Raw genomic sequence first — 16,636 nt, forward strand, 5'->3', positions numbered from 1 at the left:
ATATTTTACTGAATAATTGCCTGCTTGGGCATGCTGTAGCGTGATTGGCGAGCAGTGTTTACACGAACTGATGGTGCTGTACTCGGACAACGGAACACCGATGATATCGGTGACGTTATTGAGCAAGATGTACCGTAAGCGCTCCATGAACCCCACCCATTCAAAATAGGCGTCGCGCTTAGCGAGGCGATGCAAGCGAGCAGCTCCAAGGATCAAGGCTTCGCAATCTTCAACCGAGATTACCTGTGGCAGGCGTTCAAGTGCGTGGCGCAGCCACGCATAGGATTCTTGGCTTGGCACATGTGACATTGTTGTGGCTTTGTTGTGGCTTTGTTGTGGCTTTGTTGTGGCTTTGTTGCGGCTTTGTTGTGCCACATAAATAGTCACGTCCGGTTTAGATGGCAGAAAAATGCAAAGTCCGGCTATTTCTGTGGCACAACAAAGCCCCAACAAAGCCACATAAATGCGGAGTTTCGCCCTCTCTGTGCTCATTTGAGCCACTTTGATCCTGTACCAGGGGTAGGACGTTTTTTGTACCGGGGGGCGGACGCTCTAGTTTTCATGGCGGCCGGACGCTCTAAAAACGTCACGAATCTATTACGTGTTGGTTGGTTTTGGCGGTACACCAAGGACATCCAGAGGTCTCCCGAGCGTACGATTCGATCCTCCCTCAATAGGGGGCAGATTTAACGTGGTATCTCTGGCGAGCAATTCCACGGCAGCAGTGCTTCATAGTCTGCCACCGACTGCGCATGTGGCAGTCGCTCCAGTACGTGGCGCAGCCACGTATAGGGTTCCTGGCCGTTGACCTTGGCGGTCTCGACCAAGCTGTAGATCTGGGCACTGGCGGTAGCGCCTTTAGGCGTATCGCTGAACAGCCATGCCTTGCGCCCGATCACAAACGGTTTTATTGCACGCTCTGCCGGGTTGTTGTCGATCGGTAAAAACCCAGCCTCCACGTAGCGTTCCAGCCGGCACCAGTTGCTGGCCAGATAATTCACGGCCTTGCCCAGCACACTTTGTGGCGTCACCTGTGGCTGCGTTTTCTCCAGCCAACTTTTCAACTGACCCAGGATCGGCAAGCTCTTTTCCTGACGGCCAATAAAACGCTGTTCATCGCAGGCGTCCTTGAGTTCGCGCTCGACGCCATACAACTTATTAATCATGGTCAGCGCGATATCGGCGCGGCCCGTCTTGCCCTTGGGCTGCACTTTTTGCGCCTCAACAAACTTGCGCCGCGCATGGGCCATGCACGCCAGGCGTTCCACGCCCGGTTGCAACGCCAGCGCGTTATAACCTGCGTAATCGTCGGTCATCACGTAGCCGTGATAACTTTCCAGCAGCCGTAGCGGCACTTCCTGCGCACGGCTGGAGGTGTAGTCGAACAGCACGACTTTTCGATCCGGCGGGCCGCTGGCCTGCACCCACATCCAGGACTGGCTGGTCGGATCTCGATCCGGTTCTTTGAGTACCTGGACGCGAGTCTCATCGCAGTGGATGACTGGACTTTCCAGTAAGCGGTCGCGCATCAAATTCAGCAGCGGCTGTAAGTGCTCACCGCACTGGATAACCCAACGTGCCAGGGTCTGACGTGGGATATCGATACCGTGTCGGCTCAAGACCGTCTCGAAACGATGCAGCGGCAAGCCATCGACATACTTGGTGGTCAACAGCATGGCCAGCACACTCGGGCTGGCCATGCTCTTTTCGATGAGCTGGGCGGGTTTGTCGGCGGTAACCGGCGCCGTTTCACAACCGCGGCAGCCGTAAACCTTGCGGATGTGTTTGATCACCCGGATCTGCATTGGCACGATGTCCAGTTGCTCGCTGGTTTCTTCACCGATGGCGTGTTTGCGGCAGCCGCAGGCACAGGTCAGTTCGTGTTCAGGCAGTTCGTGGATGACTTCGATACGCGGCAGGTCAGCCGACAATGGTTTGCGTTTACCACGGCGCGGGGTCGGTGTAACGACTTCTTCTTCGATATCAACGATGAGAGATATCGGTTCGCTTTCTGGCTCGTTGAAAAGAGCCAGTTGCGGCGTGTTGGGCTCAACTGTCTGTTCGGATTTACGTCCGAATAGACGGTCGCGTAGCAATTTGATCTGTTCTTTCAAATCGACGATGTAGGTCTGGTAGGACTGAGCCACTTCCTCTTGACGACTGAACGCCTCAAGCAACATTTGCTTGAGCAAAACAGGATCGTCTGGAAGGTCGTCGGGCATGAAAGTCATGCCCGGATTATACCGGGTTAAGCCACGAAACGTGGAGTCAGAACCTGATGCGGACGGTTGCGCCAGAGATCAAAACCGTCGAGCAGCCAGTTCAGCTCCTGGACGCTCAATACGATGGCTTCGTCGGTGGCATCAGGCGACGTTTTGAACCGCTCGGACTCCAGGCGCTTGAGCCAAAGACAGAAGCCGTTGCGCTCCCAATAGAGGATCTTCACTCGGTTACGGTGGCGATTCAGAAATACGAAAAGCACCGGGTCGAATACGGCGACTTTAATATCCAGCTCGACCAGGGCGGCCAGACCGTCGATGGATTTACGGAAGTCGACAGGCTTGGGGTAGAGGTACACTTTTTCGACTTTGGTGTCGGGTCGCATCATGACGGGCTGGCTCCGGAAAGAAATCGAGAGCACAGCATCAGGCTTCAATAGGCGGCTTTGAATGTGGGGTTCATGGATCCCTTACGATGTACCAACTGTGCATCACGCCCTCGAGAAGCCGAACACGGGTCACAACGAAAATCCCTACTCGGAGTCGCTGTTAAGTACACTGAAATACGGCCCTCATTGGCCGCTGGATGGTTTGCCTGGACTCTGCACTAGCTTGGGCGTGGGATTTCATGCGTTGGTACGACGTAAGCGCTCCATAAACCCCACATTTAAAGTCACCACCTGATCCCCGATGCTGTGCTCCCGATTCCTTTCCGGAGCCAGCACCTCATGATGCGTCCTGACGCAAAAGTCGAAAAAGTCTATCTCTGCCCCTGGTCGAGGCGGCTAAAGCCAGCGGCCAAGAGCCCTATGCGGTAAGCGATCCATAAACCCCACCTACCGTTTGGCCGGGGTATGAAGTCAGGTATCCGAGTCGGATAAATGCTCCACTTGAGTTCTTACCCCAAACAACCGGTCGGCTATCTGCCGACCTCGCTCCAGCCCTTCAGCCGTCAACCAAATAGATCTGTTCTTGTTCACCGGATTACCGATGAAACCCTGTTCATGCAATCGGTTCATGGTCTCGAAGTCGAACCCTTTCCAAGCATTGCCGTCATCAAAACTGAAGGTTGCCAACAGGGCAAGCACGGCTTCTTCAATCAATTTATCGTCGTATTCCATGATCGTTGCTCCGCTCGTATTTTGTAAGCTCACCGTAAACCCCACCAGCCATCAAGATGGATAGCGCGTTTAACTACGCGATACCGGCGAGCAGTTCCAGGGCAGTAAAGCTTCGTAATTCTCAATCGAAGACGCCAGTGGCAGCCGCTCAAGTGCGTGGCACAGCCACGCATAGGGCTCTTGGCCGTTGGCTTTGGCGGTCTCAACCAGGCTGTAAAGTTGAGCGCTGGACGTCGCGCCTTTCGGCATGTCGCTGAACAACCAGTTCTTGCGCTTATGCCAAGCTTGGCATAAGCGCAATTATCCGCAGTCGGAAATTATGCTCAGCTCGCCCGTGCCCGGTTTTGCGATCGCATAGCCCGCCTGCTCTCCGGGTTTCCTGGCGCGTTTCGGGCACGCCATAATTTTCGGTGGTTTCCTGTAGAACACCTCCCCCTCTACAGGAGCACACCATGCCTGCGGATCAATACCTGGCGAGACTTTCTTGCCGCCAAGAATTCAATAACAGCCCGCTCGGCGCCACCGTCACCCCTTACGTCGAAGCCCTGCTTACCCAGCGCTACGCTAAGTCCACGATCCGCCTCTATCTGCATGCTCTGGCCCACTTCGGCCATTGGATGGAGGCCGAAACGCTGTGTCTGGAGAGCATCGATGCAGCGCTCACCGAGCGCTTCGTACACGAGCATTTACCTGCCTGCACCTGTTCTATGTCGTTGCATTCCGGTGTGGCCGATACCCGGGCGGCACTTCGGTATTTGCTGAAGCTGCTGGCACAGCAGCGTCCAGTGAAATCACCTGGAGATGATCCGATCACTGCCGAACTTGGCCGGTTTGACGAATATCTTCAGAACATCTGCGGCGTGGCACCTCAAACGAATGCTCGTCGGTGCAAAGATGTCGGGGCACTTCTCGCTTACTGCTTCGGAGCCGAACCGCTTGTCCTATCACCACTGTCCGGCGCCCAGATTGATGCGTTTCTGGCTACATTGATCCCGCGCTTGCGGCCGGCATCGCTGCGGGTGGTGTGCAACAGCTTGCGTAGCTATTTTCGTTTCCGTGCCTTGCTGGGGGAGTCGACCGACACACTCTCGGCGACGCTCCCGAGGGTCGCGGACTGGCGGCATACCACCTTGCCCAAGGCGCTCTCGGACGCCCAGTTGGAGGCGTTTCTCAAGGCGTTCGATTGCTCAAATCCAGTCGAACTGCGTGACTACGCCATTGCACGCTGTCTGCTTGACCTTGGTTTGCGTGGCGATGAAGTGGCCCACCTGACACTGATGTCTGTCGACTGGCGCAACGGCACGCTTACGCTCGACACCAGTAAGAGCAAACGCATACAGCAATTGCCCCTTCCTGTGCCCACCGGAGAAGCGATCGCCCGCTATCTGCGATACGGACGACCGCAGACAACCGACCGCAATTTGTTCGTGCGCCACCGTGCGCCCGCCGACATACCGCTCAGCGTGGCAGCCATCCGCAACGCCATGAATCGCGCCTTTGTCCGCTGCGGCTTGCGTGATCAGTTCTGCAATACCCATGTCCTACGTCGTACCACGGCAACCCGTCTGCAGCGCGCTGGAGCGTCGGTCAAGGAAATCGCCGACTTGCTGCGCCACCGAAGCATCGACACGGCAAGCGCCTACGCCCGCGTCGACCTAGAGGGTTTGCGCGCCGTCGCATTGCCCTGGACCGGGAGTCGCTCATGAAGACGCCTATCTTCTGGATGTCACACGTCGAGGCGTATTTGGCGCATCGGCGCGGTCTCGGATTCAAGCTGACGATCGATGAAACGCAGCTCAGATCATTCGCCCGTTTCTCTAACAAGATCAGCACGGCGGATCATCTGACGGTGGCGCTTGCCGTCGCATGGGCCCGCACTTCACGCCGTCAAGACCCACTCACATGGGCGCGCCGCATTGAGGTTCTGCGTGGTTTCGCCCGCTTCTGCCTGCGTTTCGATCCGGCCACCGAGATTCCTCCACGCGACTTCTTCGGTTCTGCTCACCGGCGGCTAATCCCCCACATCTGTACGGCTGCAGAGCTGGCCGCCCTCCCCAAGGCTACCGATGATCTCATTCCGATCAACGGGCTACGCGCCGTAACCTGCCGGACTGTATTTGGATTGCTGGCCGCGAGTGGGCTGCGTATCGCCGAGGCGCTCGCGCTCACGCGTGCCGACGTCGATCTGACGAGCGGGGTACTCTGTATCAAGGACGCCAAGTTCCATCAGCGTCGTCTGGTGCCGCTTCATCCGAGCGTTGCCGAGCAGCTACGCGCATATGCCCTGCGGCGTGACGAACTCGTATCGCGGCCTGCTTGCGAACGGTTCTTTCTGCGAGATGACGGCCAGCCGGCCAATCGGCGCGCAATGCTGTACGCCCTACAGACATTGTGCCGGCAACTTGACTGGCAGCCGCGCGGGAACCATGCACATCACCGTCTGCACGATCTGAGACACACCTTTATCGTGGGCAATATGCTGCGCTTCTACGAGCAGGGCATCGATGGTGAGCACGCCGTACTGGCGCTATCGACGTACGTGGGGCATGCCAAGGTAAGTGACACCTACTGGTATGTCACCGGTGTGCCGGAACTGATGACGATTGCGGCTGAGCGCTTCCACCGTTATGCACTGGGAGCATCGCAATGAACCCCTTGCTGGCCGATTCTGCTGAATTTTCTGCCTTGCTCCAGCGCTTCTTTGCCGAGCGCCTCATTCAACAAAAGAACGTCAGCCCGAGAACGGTGACCGCTTACCGTGACACGTTCCGTCTGCTGCTGCGTTATGCCGAAAGCGAGAGGGGCAAACCGCCCGCCAAGCTGACGCTGAAAGACTTCGATGCGACATTGGTGCTCGACTTCCTGGCCCATCTTGAGGCCGAGCGCCACAACTCGGTGCGTAGCCGTAACGCGCGCTTGGCAGCCGTGCGAGCCTTTGCCAATTACGTGGCCTTGCAATGCCCGCCAGCTCTGCAGCTGGCCCAGCAAATCTTGTCCATCCCGATGAAGCGGTTCGACAAACCACTGCTCGGATTCCTCTCTCGCGACGAGGTTCAGGCACTGCTCGCCGCGCCCGATGCCAATACATGGTGTGGCCGGCGCGATCGTATCCTGATCGCGTTGCTCTACAACACGGGGGCCCGCGTCTCCGAGTTGATCGGCATCCGCGTGGCTGACGTGACGTTGGAAGCCACGCCCTCGGTGTGCCTGCACGGCAAGGGGCGTAAGCAGCGAACCGTGCCGCTGTGGAAGGAAACGGCCGTCGAAATCCGTCACTGGCTGCAGTACGTTGGTTTGCGGGCGGAGCAGCCCCTCGTACCCAGCCGACGCGGACTGCCGATGACGCGCTCGAGTGTGGCTGAGCGGATTGCCCTGGCTGTCACTGGGGCGATAAAGACTCGTCCCCAGTTGCAGCAACGCAAGGTATCACCACACACGCTGCGTCATTCGACAGCCATGCATCTTCTGCAGGCCGGGGTGGATATCACTGTCATCGCTCTATGGTTGGGCCACGAAAGCCCGGTCACCACTCACGGTTATGTCGAAGCCGATCTGGCCATGAAGGAGCGTGCGCTTGCCACCATCGGCCCACCCGAAACCAAACGCACGCGCTATCGTCCGACTCACACCCTGCTGAAGTTTCTGGAAAGTCTCTGAAATTATGCAAAGTCGGCAGTGGTGGGCAACCAGGCGCGCTGCCACCGCCGCCGCATACCCGACATAATTTCCGACTGCGGATAATTCCTTTTATGCCAAGCTTGGCATAAGCGCAAGAACTGGTTGTTCAGTGATACGCCCAGCGGCGCGAGAGCCAGCGCTTAACTTTACAGCGTCGTTGAAACTGCCAAAGCCAACGACCAGGAGCCCTATGCGTGGCTGCGCCACGTACTGGAGCGTTTGCCGCAGGCCTCGTCGGTAAAAGACTACGAAGCCTTGCTGCCGTGGAACTGCTCGCCAGAGATGTCACGGTAAACATAAAGCCCACTTCTTAGTAGGTGGGGTTTATGGATCGCATACTTTTTTCTGATATCGGCTGTACGTAGTTTACTCCCTGGCTGTCTACTCGATCATGAGGGGCTTGCTTGAGTACGGTTGTTGGGTTGAGTTTGCTGTCCCCGCAGCAGCTCTGTTTGTGATAAGTATTACATGCGCCTTACACGTATTTGTTGACAATCCTACGATAAAACTGAAAAAACGAGTTCGGAGAACAATGACTCTGCAAGCTGTTTAGTGAATGGGTGTAGGTCGGCAGAATTCCGAAGTAGGGAATGAAGCTTGTACTGATTTTTGTACCGCTGACAGTGTAGTCAGGGGGGCGGGACATCCAACGTAAGGATGTCCCAGGTTTTATTGGTACTTTGCTTTTTTGATCGATTACACATGTGACTGCCGGAAATAATAAACTATTCGTTTACAAACACTCCGAAAATTGTATTTCTCAGCATTGCATGACTGATATCGCACTGGGACATGTAACTGTAAACATACTCTTGGGTTCCTGTGCGCCAATTCGCGTGATCATTTTCACCAAAAAAATCGACAGCCTTAAATCCACAACTCGAGAATACATCGGAAACTTCACGTGGAGTAAACTCCCTGTTGTGTCGATCTGTAGACCCAAAAAATAAGTTTGTCGGCCAGAATACGTTCAACCCTGTCATCAAAGCTATTACATTGCTAACGTTGCAGACGTTTGGTGTCGAGAACAATACGTGGCCACCGCTTTTTAGGACGCGCCGAAATTCAGGAAGAATATCTTTTGGATGCTTTATCGCGATATGTTCCAACACCTCCGTAAATAAAACTGCATCCACCTCGCCATCACCAAAAGGCAATTCACGTTGCTCTATGTCGCAAGAGCGAACTGAAAATAGCTCGGCCATTTGTGGATTCGGATATGTTGCCAACCAATTATCCGAGAGATTTACCCCAATCACATTGAACCCAGATATATGCAGGGCCAACGCAAGAAACCCCGGCGCGTTCCCGATGTCAAGAATCGTCGCCCCTTGTTTGAGGTGACGGCGCGCAAGCGCCACCACAATCAGAAACCTTTCTCTGGACGAGGTGTAATAGTCTGACTGAGCTGCGGGAAGGCCAATATAGTCCTCGACCTCGCGAAGCACATCGTCACAAAAAGACCGCTCATCCTCTTGTAGCCCGCAGAACGCGGGGAGACCAATGGCTTCATCGGGAACCAATCGCAGTACCTGAGATATCGCATTAAGAAATTCAACTTTTTCCATGTCCACCTCTCAATATATTTTGGCACAAGCGGGTCATTAAGACCCCAAATCATTGTGACTTAGCGTTTTTGCACATTTCATCGCCAGCACAGCCGTCTGCTCGTCTTGCGCCATAATTCTCACTGTAACCAATTTATATTTACGGGCCAGATATCGCAGACTAGGAACGCTAACATACCTCTCAGCTCGCGACATATATGCAGAGTCTCAGCTTTCCTTGATGCTACGCCTCGACATTTCTCTCTCCCGCGCTATCTGATCTTCATCCACCTGATCGCCTTTCCGCTCTCTGGTGGATGTCCGTCACTCCGGCGCCATCATCACCGCGAACGTCATTTTGATGAGCTCTTCGCTCTCATCAACTGTTTGTTGGAGGGCACGGAAATTGCCACCGGCCTCGTCCGATCCGTGCTGCTCAACCCAAAGCGCAACTCCATGATTGCGCCTCCAAGGCTAGCTGGTTTTCGTTGATTTTGAAAAGCAGGGAAGGGAGTAAATCGGAATTTGCCATCGCGAATTCTCCGTGGTCTTTGATTGGTGAGAGTAAGCGCAGGAGATATTCCCGCGTTGGCTGTTATCGTTTACCACCGTGACGGTCTTGCGGTTGAACTTCGTGACGGTCCCGGACAGGCGTCCGCCGTGTGGCGAGTTGAAGCTAGCCCCTGTACCGGTGAACGAGCCCCATGAAAGACAGGACACCGTTTCCCCCTTACGATAAGGGATAGGCAAACGGTTATGTTTATGACTAACAGCAACGATAAGAGTGGGGAGCTTTTGGGTCAGGAGCGGCGGCGCCGCTGGAGCCCGGAGCAAAAGCTGGCCATGGTTCGCGAGAGCCTTGAGCCAGGACAAAGCGTGTCGGTCGTCGCTCGGCGCCACGGCATCAATGCCAACCAGTTGTTCCTGTGGCGCAAGCTGTATCAGGACGGCAGTCTGTCGGCGGTCAGTGCCGGTGAAGCGGTGGTGCCTGCGTCCGAGTTGAGCGATGCGCTCAAGCAGATCCGTGAACTGCAACGGATGCTGGGCAAGAAAACAATGGAAGCGGAAATCCTCAAAGAGGCCGTGGAGATCGCCCGGTCGCGAAAATGGATTGCGCACTCACCCTTGTTGCCGGGGGACGACCAGTGAAGCTGGTCAGCGAATGTCTCGGTGTGGCGCGCTCGCAATTAACGGTTCGAATCAAGCAATCGGTATCGCCCAAGACACGGCGAAGCAGGCCTGTGAACGATGCTGAGTTGGTGGTCGAAATCCAGCAACAGGTCAGCGAACTGCCCAGCTATGGCTACCGTCGAGTCTGGGGATTACTGCGTCGCGCCCGTGAAACCCAGTTGCTGCCTGCGATCAACGTGAAGCGGGTTTACCGGGTTATGCGTGATCACAACCTGCTGCTTGAACGCCGGATCAAGCAACCCGGCGTGCCGCGTCGGCACGAAGGCCGTATTGCGGTGCAAACCAGCGATACGCGTTGGTGCTCGGACGGCTTCGAATTCCGTTGCGAGGACGGCGCCAAACTGAGCGTGACCTTCGCCCTGGACTGCTGTGATCGCGAAGCCATCGGCTGGGTCGCCAGCCCAACCGGGTACAGCGGCGATGACATCCGCGACTTGATGTTGGAAAGCGTGGAGAAGCGCTTCGGTGATCAACTGCCTGCAACGCCGGTGCAGTGGCTCAGCGATAACGGTTCGGCCTACACCGCCGAACAGACGCGCCTGTTTGCTCGACAGATCGGCTTGCAGCCGGTGACCACACCAGTGCGTAGCCCGCAGAGTAATGGCATGGCCGAGAGCTTCGTGAAGACGATCAAGCGTGATTACGTGGCGCACATGCCCAAGCCGGATCGAGAAACGGCGCTGCGCAACCTGGCCATTGCCTTCGAGCATTACAACGAGCAGCATCCGCACAGTGCCTTGAGCTATCGCTCGCCGAGGGAGTTCAGGCGCTTGGCCGCAGCATCAAATTAACAGGGAGTTGGTGTCCGGTTTTGTAGGGGCAAGTCCAACCGGGATGGAACTGCATCATCGATTTGTGAGCGTCCAATGACTCCAGCATCTTCGGGCACTCGATGGTGTGGTGATTCAACGACGCTAATTTATCGACACTCAGATGATCAATATTGATACTCATGCTGCCTCCAATTCCACGGTAGTAGTACTTCGTAGTCCTTGACCGACCTCCGCAAGTTATTTCGGTAGGGGCTTGGAAGCTTTGCTGCCGTGGAACTGCTCGCCAGAGATGCCACGGTAAACGTGATGCGCTTCTTACGGTAGATGTACTTCGTGGATCGGATACAGCGAGGCGATGTGAGCGAGCAGTTCCAAGGCATCAGGGCTTCGTAATCTTCAACCGAGGTTGCCTTTGGCAGGCATTCAAATGCGTGGCGCAGCCACGCATAGGGTTCTTGGCCGTTGGCTTTATATATCCCAAAGGCAGACGGTAGCGAGCGACCGTTGGCGTGAATGCCTTGGAAGACAAGATCGTCCAGGCCGCGGTCGTGCAAGTGCTCAATGCGATTTATGAGCAGAACTTTCTCGGACTTTCGTATGGGTTTCGCCCTGGTCGAGGGCAACACGATGCATTGGACGCTTTATCGGTAGGAATACAGAACTCTCGTGTTCGCTGGGTATTGGACGTGGATATTCGTGCGTTCTTTGACACCATCGATCACGAGTGGATGATGTGTTTCCTGCAACACCGAATCGCGGATCGACGGGTGTTAGCGTTAATAGCCCGATGGTTACGCACAGGTGTTCTTGAAAACGGAAAGCGCATTCCTGCGAAACAGGGCGCACCACAAGGTTCGCCCATTTCACCGCTATTAGCCAATATCTACCTGCACTACGTGATGGATTTATGGGTCAGGCAATGGCGTCGGCGTGCAGCCAGGGCGGGATGATTGCCGTGCGGTACGCAGACGACAGTGTGCTGGGGTTTGAAAAGCATGAAGATGCATGGAGTTTTCGCCATGCGTTGGAAGTTCGACTTGCGCAGTTCAACCTGACCTTGCATCCAGAGAAAACACGCTTGCTGCGGTTTGGCTGGTTCGCGGTCGAAGATCGTAAGAAGCGCGGAGAAGGTAAACCCGAAACATTCGATTTTCTGTAACCGTCCGAGCTACACCGCCTTGAAACTCAGACCTTAATCTCCTTCAACCATTGATTGACGCGCTCCCATTCAAAAACCGTTGGATCGAAGGTACCGCCATGCCACTCCATCATGTCTTCATGCTCTGGGTGGTTGGGGTCAGCCATCACTTCAAGGAAGTCGGCATAACCTGGCCCACCGCCGATGTCTTCCGGCGGGCAAGCATTGGCGCCGTCGATGCAATACGGCACCTGAGGACATGCCACAGCGGGTAATTTCTTTTCAACTTTGATTCGGTGATCCCAGCCATCGCCGAAGTCATAGAGGTAGCGAAACGTCTTTTTCCCGTTCAACGCTTTGATCAGGGTTTTGCGGGCATCGGAGTTCACGGGTGGGCCCCATCCATCGGGGTCGGGAGTGCCGTAATTCTCTCCGGCAATTTCAAATTCATGCAGATGCCCGCCTTCCCAGCCCATCGCGAACTGGATCACTGTGTGCAATTTGCTCAAAGTAATGTTCTCGGGCACCGCCACGCGGCGCCAGATGGCAGGTTCGATCCATTTCAATTCAATGTGCAGTAGCAACAAATCAGGCTCGGGTTTTAGCAGGCGAACATTTTTGGCCATGGATCAGGCAGCCTCGCAGAATTCAGTAAGTGTGAGAGAAACGTGCCAAGGCAGCAGTTCGTCGACCCGATTGATCGGGTAGTCGGCGATGCGCTCCAGCACGTGGGTCAAATAGGCTTGCGGGTTCAGGTCGTTGAGCTTGGCCGAACCCACGAGGCTGTAAATCGCAGCCGCTCGTTCTCCGCCGGCATCGGAACCGGCAAACAGGTAGTTTTTGCGGCCCAGGGCGACGGCGCGCAGCGCCCGTTCGGCGGCGTTGTTGTCGATTTCGATTCGGCCGTCATCGCAGAAGCGCGTTAAAGCCTGCCACCGGTTGAGGGGATAGAGGATTGCACCGCCCAATGTCGATTTTTTCGACAGTTGAGCCAGCGTCTGGTTAAGCCACGCGTGCAGGTGCTCCAGCAGTGGACTCGCCCGACTTTGCCGAACCGTTTTTCTATGATCTGGCGGTTGTCCTCGGATCTCGCTTTCGATGGCATACAGGGCCGCAATCCGTTGCAGCGCCTCGCCAGCAAGTGGTGAAGCCTGGTCTTTGTAGACATCGTAAAACTTGCGGCGGGCGTGAGCCCAGCAGGCGGCTTCCTGAATGGTGCCTGTAGCATACAGCTGAGCAAAACCGGCGTAGCCGTCAGCCTGCAAGATCCCGCTGAAACCCTTGAGATGAGCACGGGGATGTTGCCCCTTGCGATCCGGCGAGTAGGCAAACCATACAGCCGCCGGCGTCGTGTAACCGGCAGGTCGGTCGTCCCGCACGTATGTCCATAGGCGAGCCGTTTTGGTTTTGCCGTTGCCCGGCGCAAGTACACCAATCGGCGTGTCGTCGGCATGGACTTTATGGCCGCTCATGACATGACGCTCAAGGGCGTTGATCAGCGGCCTGAGCAATTGACTGCTCTGGCCGACCCAGTCGGCCAGAGTTGAGCGCTCCAGATCCACGCCCTCACGGGCGTAGATCTCGGATTGTCGATACAGTGGCAAATGGTCAACAAACTTGGAGACCAGCACGTGGGCTAGTAGCCCAGGGCCTGCAAGGCCTCGGGCTATCGGGCGACTCGGCGCCGGTACCTGAGCGAAGTGCTCGCCGCAGCGGCAAACCAGCTTCGGGCGAACATGGCGGATCACTTTGAAACGCGCTGGGACGTACTCCAGCACCTCAGACACATCCTCCCCCAAGTGGCGAAGTTTCCCACCACAACCAGAACACTGTGATTCGGGCTGATGGACGTGAATTTCGCGAGGCAGGTGTTCAGGTAATGGCTTGCGCCGAGAGACAGGGCGAGGTGGCGGTTCGGTTGGCGGCGTCAGTTCAGTCTGGCTGACTTGCAACTCTTCAAGACTCAGTTGGAGCTGATCGATCATCGCGTCCATTTGCTCGGAGCTGCGACCGAACTGCATACGACGCAGCTTGGCGATCATCATTTTCAAACGTTCAATCTCTGCCCGCTGGGCAGAGACCAGAACCTTCAAGGCTTGAAGATCGTTAGGCAGGGAGTCGGTCGCGAGAGTCATGACCGAATGTTACTTGGGATTTTTTCAGCGTGGCAAGTCAGACCGCGAGGACGGGCGCTGTACGAATTGGCCTGCGCCAATCAATGCCTTCCAACAGCATCGACAACTGCGCAGCCGTCAGCGACACGCTGCCGCTGGTTGCTTGCGGCCAGACGAAGCGCCCTTGTTCCAGCCGTTTGCAAAACAGGCACAACCCGTCGCCGTCCCACCATAGCAATTTGATCCGGTCACCGCGCCGTCCGCGAAAGGCGAAAATCTGACCGGAGAACGGATCGGCTTCAAGCTGAGTCTGCACCAGTGCGGCTAAACCGTCGAAGCCACGGCGCATGTCCGTGACGCCGGCAGCGATCCAGATGCGGGTTCCAGCGGGAGGAGCAATCATCGCAGTAACTGCTGCAAGATGATTTGCAGGGTATGCGGGTCAGGCGTGCCAGTGATGCGCAGCTTGGCTTTTCCCGCCTCAACAACGATCACGGAATGACACTCTGGCGGTGACTGAATGACTTGCGGTAAATCTATTGGCGCCTCGATCACCTGGACAGGCAAAAGCGTTGCACTCTGGCTGACCGGGCCGAACAAGCCCTCTTGATATTGCTGCCGCCAGCGAAAGACCAGGTTGGCATTGACGTTATGTTCGCGAGCGATCAACGACACGGAGGCGCCAGACTGGAACGTGGCTTCGACAACTTTGCGTTTGAACTCTGGCGGGAAGTTGGGACGGCGACCGGGTCGACGGGCTGGGGCAATGATATCCAAGATAGTGTCCACTAAAAAATGATGGACACTATTTTTGCTAATTTTGGAGGCTCTCAGGAGTGGGTACTGGCCGGACGGTTACGATTTTCTCGGGTTCACCCATTTCTGTGATCAAACCAAGAGCGGTATGTTTGTGGTTGGGCGTGTAACCATTGGTAAGCGCATGAGGGCAACGCTCAAAGAGATACGAGCGCAACTTCACAAGCGCAGGCACGAGCCAGTCCCAGTGATTGGTCAGTGGTTGAATCGGTTGTTTAGAGGGTATTGCAATTATTACCATGTCCCCGGTAATACGCGGCGGCTGGATGCCTTTCGCCGTGAAATTATCGGGGCATGGAGGCATGCTCTAAAACGACGAAGTCAGCGTCACCGGTTGAATTGGGAGCGCATGATTTCGCTGGCCCGTTTGTTCATACCCTGCCCACGAGAGTTACCAATGCATCCGTATCCCATAACCCGCTTCGGCGTCAAAACCGTATCCGATCCATGAACTACACCTACCGCCAGACTACCGCCTCGTTTACCGTGGCATCTCTGGCGAGCAGTTCCATGGCAATAGTGCTTCGTAGTCGGCCACCGACTGCGCATGCGGCAGTCGTTCCAGTACGTGGCGCAGCCACGTATAGGGCTCTTGGCCGTTGACCTTGGCGGTCTCGACCAGACTGTAGATCTGCGCGCTGGCAGTCGCGCCTTTGGGCGTGTCGCTGAACAGCCAAGCCTTGCGACCGATTACAAATGGTTTTATTGCACGCTCTGCCGGGTTGTTGTCGATGGGTAAAAACCCAGCCTCCACGTAGCGCTCCAGTCGGCTCCAGTTACTGGCAAGATAATTAACGGCCTTGCCCAAAACACTTTGCGGTGTCACCTGCGACTGCGTTTTATCCAGCCAGCTTTTCAACTGCGCCAGGATCGGCAGGCTCTTTTCCTGACGATTCATAAAGCGCTGTTCATCGCTGACGTCCTTGAGTTCACGCTCGATGCCATACAGCTTGTTGATCATCGTCAGCGCGATATCGGCACGTCCCGTCTTGCCCTTGGGCTGCACTTTTTGCGCGTCCACGAACTTGCGTCGCGCATGGGCCATGCACGCCAACCGCTCGACACCGGGCTGCAACGCCAATGCGTTGTAACCCGCGTAGTCGTCGGTCATCACGTAGCCGCGATAACTTTCCAGCAGGCGCAACGGTACTTCCTGCGCACGGCTGGAGGTGTAGTCGAACAGCACGACTTTTCGATCTGGCGGCCCACTGGCTTGCACCCACATCCAGGATTGACTGGTCGGGTCTCGACCTGGCTCTTTGAGTACCTGGACGCGGGTTTCATCGCAGTGGATGACCGGACTTTCCAGCAATCGATCACGCATCAGATTCAGCAACGGTTGCAAGTGCTCGCCGCATTGGATGATCCAGCGCGCCAAGGTTTGACGCGGGATATCGATACCGTGTCGGCTCAGCACCGTTTCAAAACGATGCAGCGGTAATCCGTCGACATACTTGGTGGTTAGCAGCATCGCCAAGACGCTCGGACTGGCCATGCTCTTTTCGATCAACTGGGCGGGTTTGTCAGCAGTGACCGGAGCGGTTTCACAACCACGGCAACCGTAGACTTTACGGATGTGTTTGATCACCCGAATCTGCATCGGCACGATATCCAGCTGCTCACTGGTTTCTTCGCTGATCACATGCTTGCGGCAACCGCAGGCACAGGTCAGTTCGTGCTCAGGCAATTCGTGGATGACTTCGATACGCGGCAGATCAGCAGATAGTGGCTTGCGTTTACCACGGCGTGGAGCTGGAGCAACGACTTCTTCATCGGCATCCTCGACGGCGGGCATCGGTTCACTTTCGGGCTCATTGAACAGCGCCAGTTGCGGCGTGTTGGATTCGACCGTTTGTTCGGACTTACAGCCAAATATACGGTCACGCAGCAACTTGATCTGCTCTTTCAGATCAACGATATGGGTCTGGTAAGCCTCTTTGACTTCCTGATCACGTGCACGCGCTTCGTACGTCTCAAGCAGCATCTGTTTGAGACGCACGGGGTCATCAGGAAGGTTGTCAGGCATGGAAATCATGCCG

15 protein-coding genes and 5 pseudogenes are annotated in these 16,636 nt (G+C 55.9%); 7 read left to right on the forward strand and 13 right to left on the reverse strand.

Annotation, left to right across the window (positions count from 1 at the left end; translation table 11 throughout):
- Nucleotides 1-178 precede the first annotated feature (178 nt).
- The 5 genes and pseudogenes from AC3ISI_RS07685 to AC3ISI_RS07705 all read right to left on the reverse strand — a co-directional run.
- A pseudogene (locus AC3ISI_RS07685) lies at nt 179-291 on the reverse strand (transposase domain-containing protein); the annotation flags it as partial.
- Nucleotides 292-686: 395 nt separating this feature from the next.
- Entirely contained in the window at nt 687-2,231 is a 1,545-nt protein-coding gene (gene tnpC, locus AC3ISI_RS07690) for an IS66 family transposase (protein ID WP_489336231.1), read from the reverse strand.
- Nucleotides 2,232-2,248: 17 nt separating this feature from the next.
- Nucleotides 2,249-2,608 carry an IS66 family insertion sequence element accessory protein TnpB gene (tnpB, locus tag AC3ISI_RS07695; RefSeq protein ID WP_236466554.1) on the reverse strand — a complete coding sequence of 120 codons (360 nt, stop codon included), beginning with the start codon at nt 2,606-2,608 and terminating at the stop codon, nt 2,249-2,251.
- 471 nt (nt 2,609-3,079) lie between these two features.
- On the reverse strand, nt 3,080-3,340 hold the full coding sequence (locus AC3ISI_RS07700) for a DUF6429 family protein (RefSeq protein ID WP_489336232.1): 261 nt from the start codon (nt 3,338-3,340) through the stop codon (nt 3,080-3,082).
- Between the two features lie 69 nt (nt 3,341-3,409).
- Nucleotides 3,410-3,613, reverse strand: a pseudogene (locus AC3ISI_RS07705) (transposase domain-containing protein); the annotation flags it as partial.
- Between the two features lie 179 nt (nt 3,614-3,792).
- On the opposite strand from AC3ISI_RS07705, the gene AC3ISI_RS07710 reads away from it, so the two are divergent.
- The 4 genes and pseudogenes from AC3ISI_RS07710 to AC3ISI_RS07725 form a co-directional block, all read left to right on the forward strand.
- Nucleotides 3,793-5,046 carry a site-specific integrase gene (locus AC3ISI_RS07710; RefSeq protein ID WP_489336233.1) on the forward strand — a complete coding sequence of 418 codons (1,254 nt, stop codon included), beginning with the start codon at nt 3,793-3,795 and terminating at the stop codon, nt 5,044-5,046.
- Entirely contained in the window at nt 5,043-5,990 is a 948-nt protein-coding gene (locus AC3ISI_RS07715; protein WP_489336234.1) for a tyrosine-type recombinase/integrase, read from the forward strand. The genes AC3ISI_RS07710 and AC3ISI_RS07715 overlap by 4 nt, the downstream gene beginning before the upstream one ends.
- Entirely contained in the window at nt 5,987-6,997 is a 1,011-nt protein-coding gene (locus tag AC3ISI_RS07720) for a tyrosine-type recombinase/integrase (RefSeq protein ID WP_489336235.1), read from the forward strand. The genes AC3ISI_RS07715 and AC3ISI_RS07720 overlap by 4 nt, the downstream gene beginning before the upstream one ends.
- 111 nt (nt 6,998-7,108) lie before the next feature.
- Nucleotides 7,109-7,312: pseudogene (locus AC3ISI_RS07725) on the forward strand (transposase domain-containing protein); the annotation flags it as partial.
- Nucleotides 7,313-7,743: 431 nt separating this feature from the next.
- Here AC3ISI_RS07725 and AC3ISI_RS07730 read toward each other — a convergent pair.
- Nucleotides 7,744-8,586, reverse strand: a complete 843-nt coding sequence (locus tag AC3ISI_RS07730; protein ID WP_489336236.1) for a class I SAM-dependent methyltransferase — start codon at nt 8,584-8,586, stop codon at nt 7,744-7,746.
- Nucleotides 8,587-8,889: 303 nt separating this feature from the next.
- Nucleotides 8,890-9,097: pseudogene (locus AC3ISI_RS07735) on the reverse strand (hypothetical protein).
- Nucleotides 9,098-9,327: 230 nt separating this feature from the next.
- On the opposite strand from AC3ISI_RS07735, the gene AC3ISI_RS07740 reads away from it, so the two are divergent.
- Nucleotides 9,328-10,547 (forward strand): IS3 family transposase gene (locus AC3ISI_RS07740; RefSeq protein WP_489336237.1). Its coding sequence is split into 2 segments (ribosomal slippage): nt 9,328-9,673 and nt 9,673-10,547, totalling 1,221 coding nucleotides; the frame shifts between segments, so codons are not numbered across the junction.
- Nucleotides 10,548-10,876: 329 nt separating this feature from the next.
- Here the strand turns inward: AC3ISI_RS07740 and AC3ISI_RS07745 are convergent.
- Nucleotides 10,877-10,999, reverse strand: a pseudogene (locus AC3ISI_RS07745) (transposase domain-containing protein); the annotation flags it as partial.
- Between the two features lie 48 nt (nt 11,000-11,047).
- Between AC3ISI_RS07745 and AC3ISI_RS07750 the strand changes: the two are divergent.
- Nucleotides 11,048-11,479 (forward strand): reverse transcriptase domain-containing protein, encoded by a 432-nt coding sequence (locus tag AC3ISI_RS07750; RefSeq protein WP_489336238.1) that lies wholly within the window; start codon nt 11,048-11,050, stop codon nt 11,477-11,479.
- Complete coding sequence (locus AC3ISI_RS07755; protein ID WP_489336239.1) at nt 11,476-11,688, forward strand: hypothetical protein; 213 nt, start codon at nt 11,476-11,478, stop codon at nt 11,686-11,688. The genes AC3ISI_RS07750 and AC3ISI_RS07755 overlap by 4 nt, the downstream gene beginning before the upstream one ends.
- A gap of 26 nt (nt 11,689-11,714) precedes the next feature.
- Here AC3ISI_RS07755 and AC3ISI_RS07760 read toward each other — a convergent pair whose 3' ends face one another.
- From AC3ISI_RS07760 to tnpC (AC3ISI_RS07780), 5 genes are all read right to left on the reverse strand, one after another.
- Nucleotides 11,715-12,293, reverse strand: a complete 579-nt coding sequence (locus AC3ISI_RS07760; RefSeq protein ID WP_057978970.1) for a plasmid pRiA4b ORF-3 family protein — start codon at nt 12,291-12,293, stop codon at nt 11,715-11,717.
- Nucleotides 12,294-12,296: 3 nt separating this feature from the next.
- The gene (gene tnpC, locus AC3ISI_RS07765) at nt 12,297-13,802 is read right to left on the reverse strand and encodes an IS66 family transposase (RefSeq protein ID WP_489336240.1); all 1,506 of its coding nucleotides are present in this window, start codon (nt 13,800-13,802) and stop codon (nt 12,297-12,299) included.
- Between the two features lie 37 nt (nt 13,803-13,839).
- On the reverse strand, nt 13,840-14,184 hold the full coding sequence (gene tnpB / locus AC3ISI_RS07770) for an IS66 family insertion sequence element accessory protein TnpB (RefSeq protein ID WP_020723502.1): 345 nt from the start codon (nt 14,182-14,184) through the stop codon (nt 13,840-13,842).
- Complete coding sequence (gene tnpA, locus AC3ISI_RS07775; RefSeq protein WP_489336241.1) at nt 14,181-14,558, reverse strand: IS66-like element accessory protein TnpA; 378 nt, start codon at nt 14,556-14,558, stop codon at nt 14,181-14,183. Before tnpA ends, tnpB (AC3ISI_RS07770) begins: the two co-directional genes overlap by 4 nt.
- 520 nt (nt 14,559-15,078) lie before the next feature.
- Nucleotides 15,079-16,632, reverse strand: coding sequence for an IS66 family transposase (tnpC, locus tag AC3ISI_RS07780; RefSeq protein WP_489332794.1), 1,554 nt, complete (start codon nt 16,630-16,632; stop codon nt 15,079-15,081).
- Nucleotides 16,633-16,636: the final 4 nt, after the last annotated feature.

Source organism: Pseudomonas sp. GL_139_B, from assembly GCF_057834475.1.

Coding starts and splice junctions, on each gene's coding strand:
- tnpC (WP_489336240.1), bottom strand. CDS start 13,802: ATGACTCTCGCGACCGACTCCCTGCCTAACGATCTTCAAGCCTTGAAG.
- AC3ISI_RS07715 (WP_489336234.1), top strand. CDS start 5,043: ATGAAGACGCCTATCTTCTGGATGTCACACGTCGAGGCGTATTTGGCG.
- tnpB (WP_020723502.1), bottom strand. CDS start 14,184: ATGATTGCTCCTCCCGCTGGAACCCGCATCTGGATCGCTGCCGGCGTC.
- AC3ISI_RS07760 (WP_057978970.1), bottom strand. CDS start 12,293: ATGGCCAAAAATGTTCGCCTGCTAAAACCCGAGCCTGATTTGTTGCTA.
- tnpC (WP_489336231.1), bottom strand. CDS start 2,231: ATGACTTTCATGCCCGACGACCTTCCAGACGATCCTGTTTTGCTCAAG.
- AC3ISI_RS07710 (WP_489336233.1), top strand. CDS start 3,793: ATGCCTGCGGATCAATACCTGGCGAGACTTTCTTGCCGCCAAGAATTC.
- AC3ISI_RS07720 (WP_489336235.1), top strand. CDS start 5,987: ATGAACCCCTTGCTGGCCGATTCTGCTGAATTTTCTGCCTTGCTCCAG.
- AC3ISI_RS07730 (WP_489336236.1), bottom strand. CDS start 8,586: ATGGAAAAAGTTGAATTTCTTAATGCGATATCTCAGGTACTGCGATTG.
- AC3ISI_RS07700 (WP_489336232.1), bottom strand. CDS start 3,340: ATGGAATACGACGATAAATTGATTGAAGAAGCCGTGCTTGCCCTGTTG.
- tnpC (WP_489332794.1), bottom strand. CDS start 16,632: ATGATTTCCATGCCTGACAACCTTCCTGATGACCCCGTGCGTCTCAAA.
- AC3ISI_RS07755 (WP_489336239.1), top strand. CDS start 11,476: ATGATTGCCGTGCGGTACGCAGACGACAGTGTGCTGGGGTTTGAAAAG.
- tnpB (WP_236466554.1), bottom strand. CDS start 2,608: ATGATGCGACCCGACACCAAAGTCGAAAAAGTGTACCTCTACCCCAAG.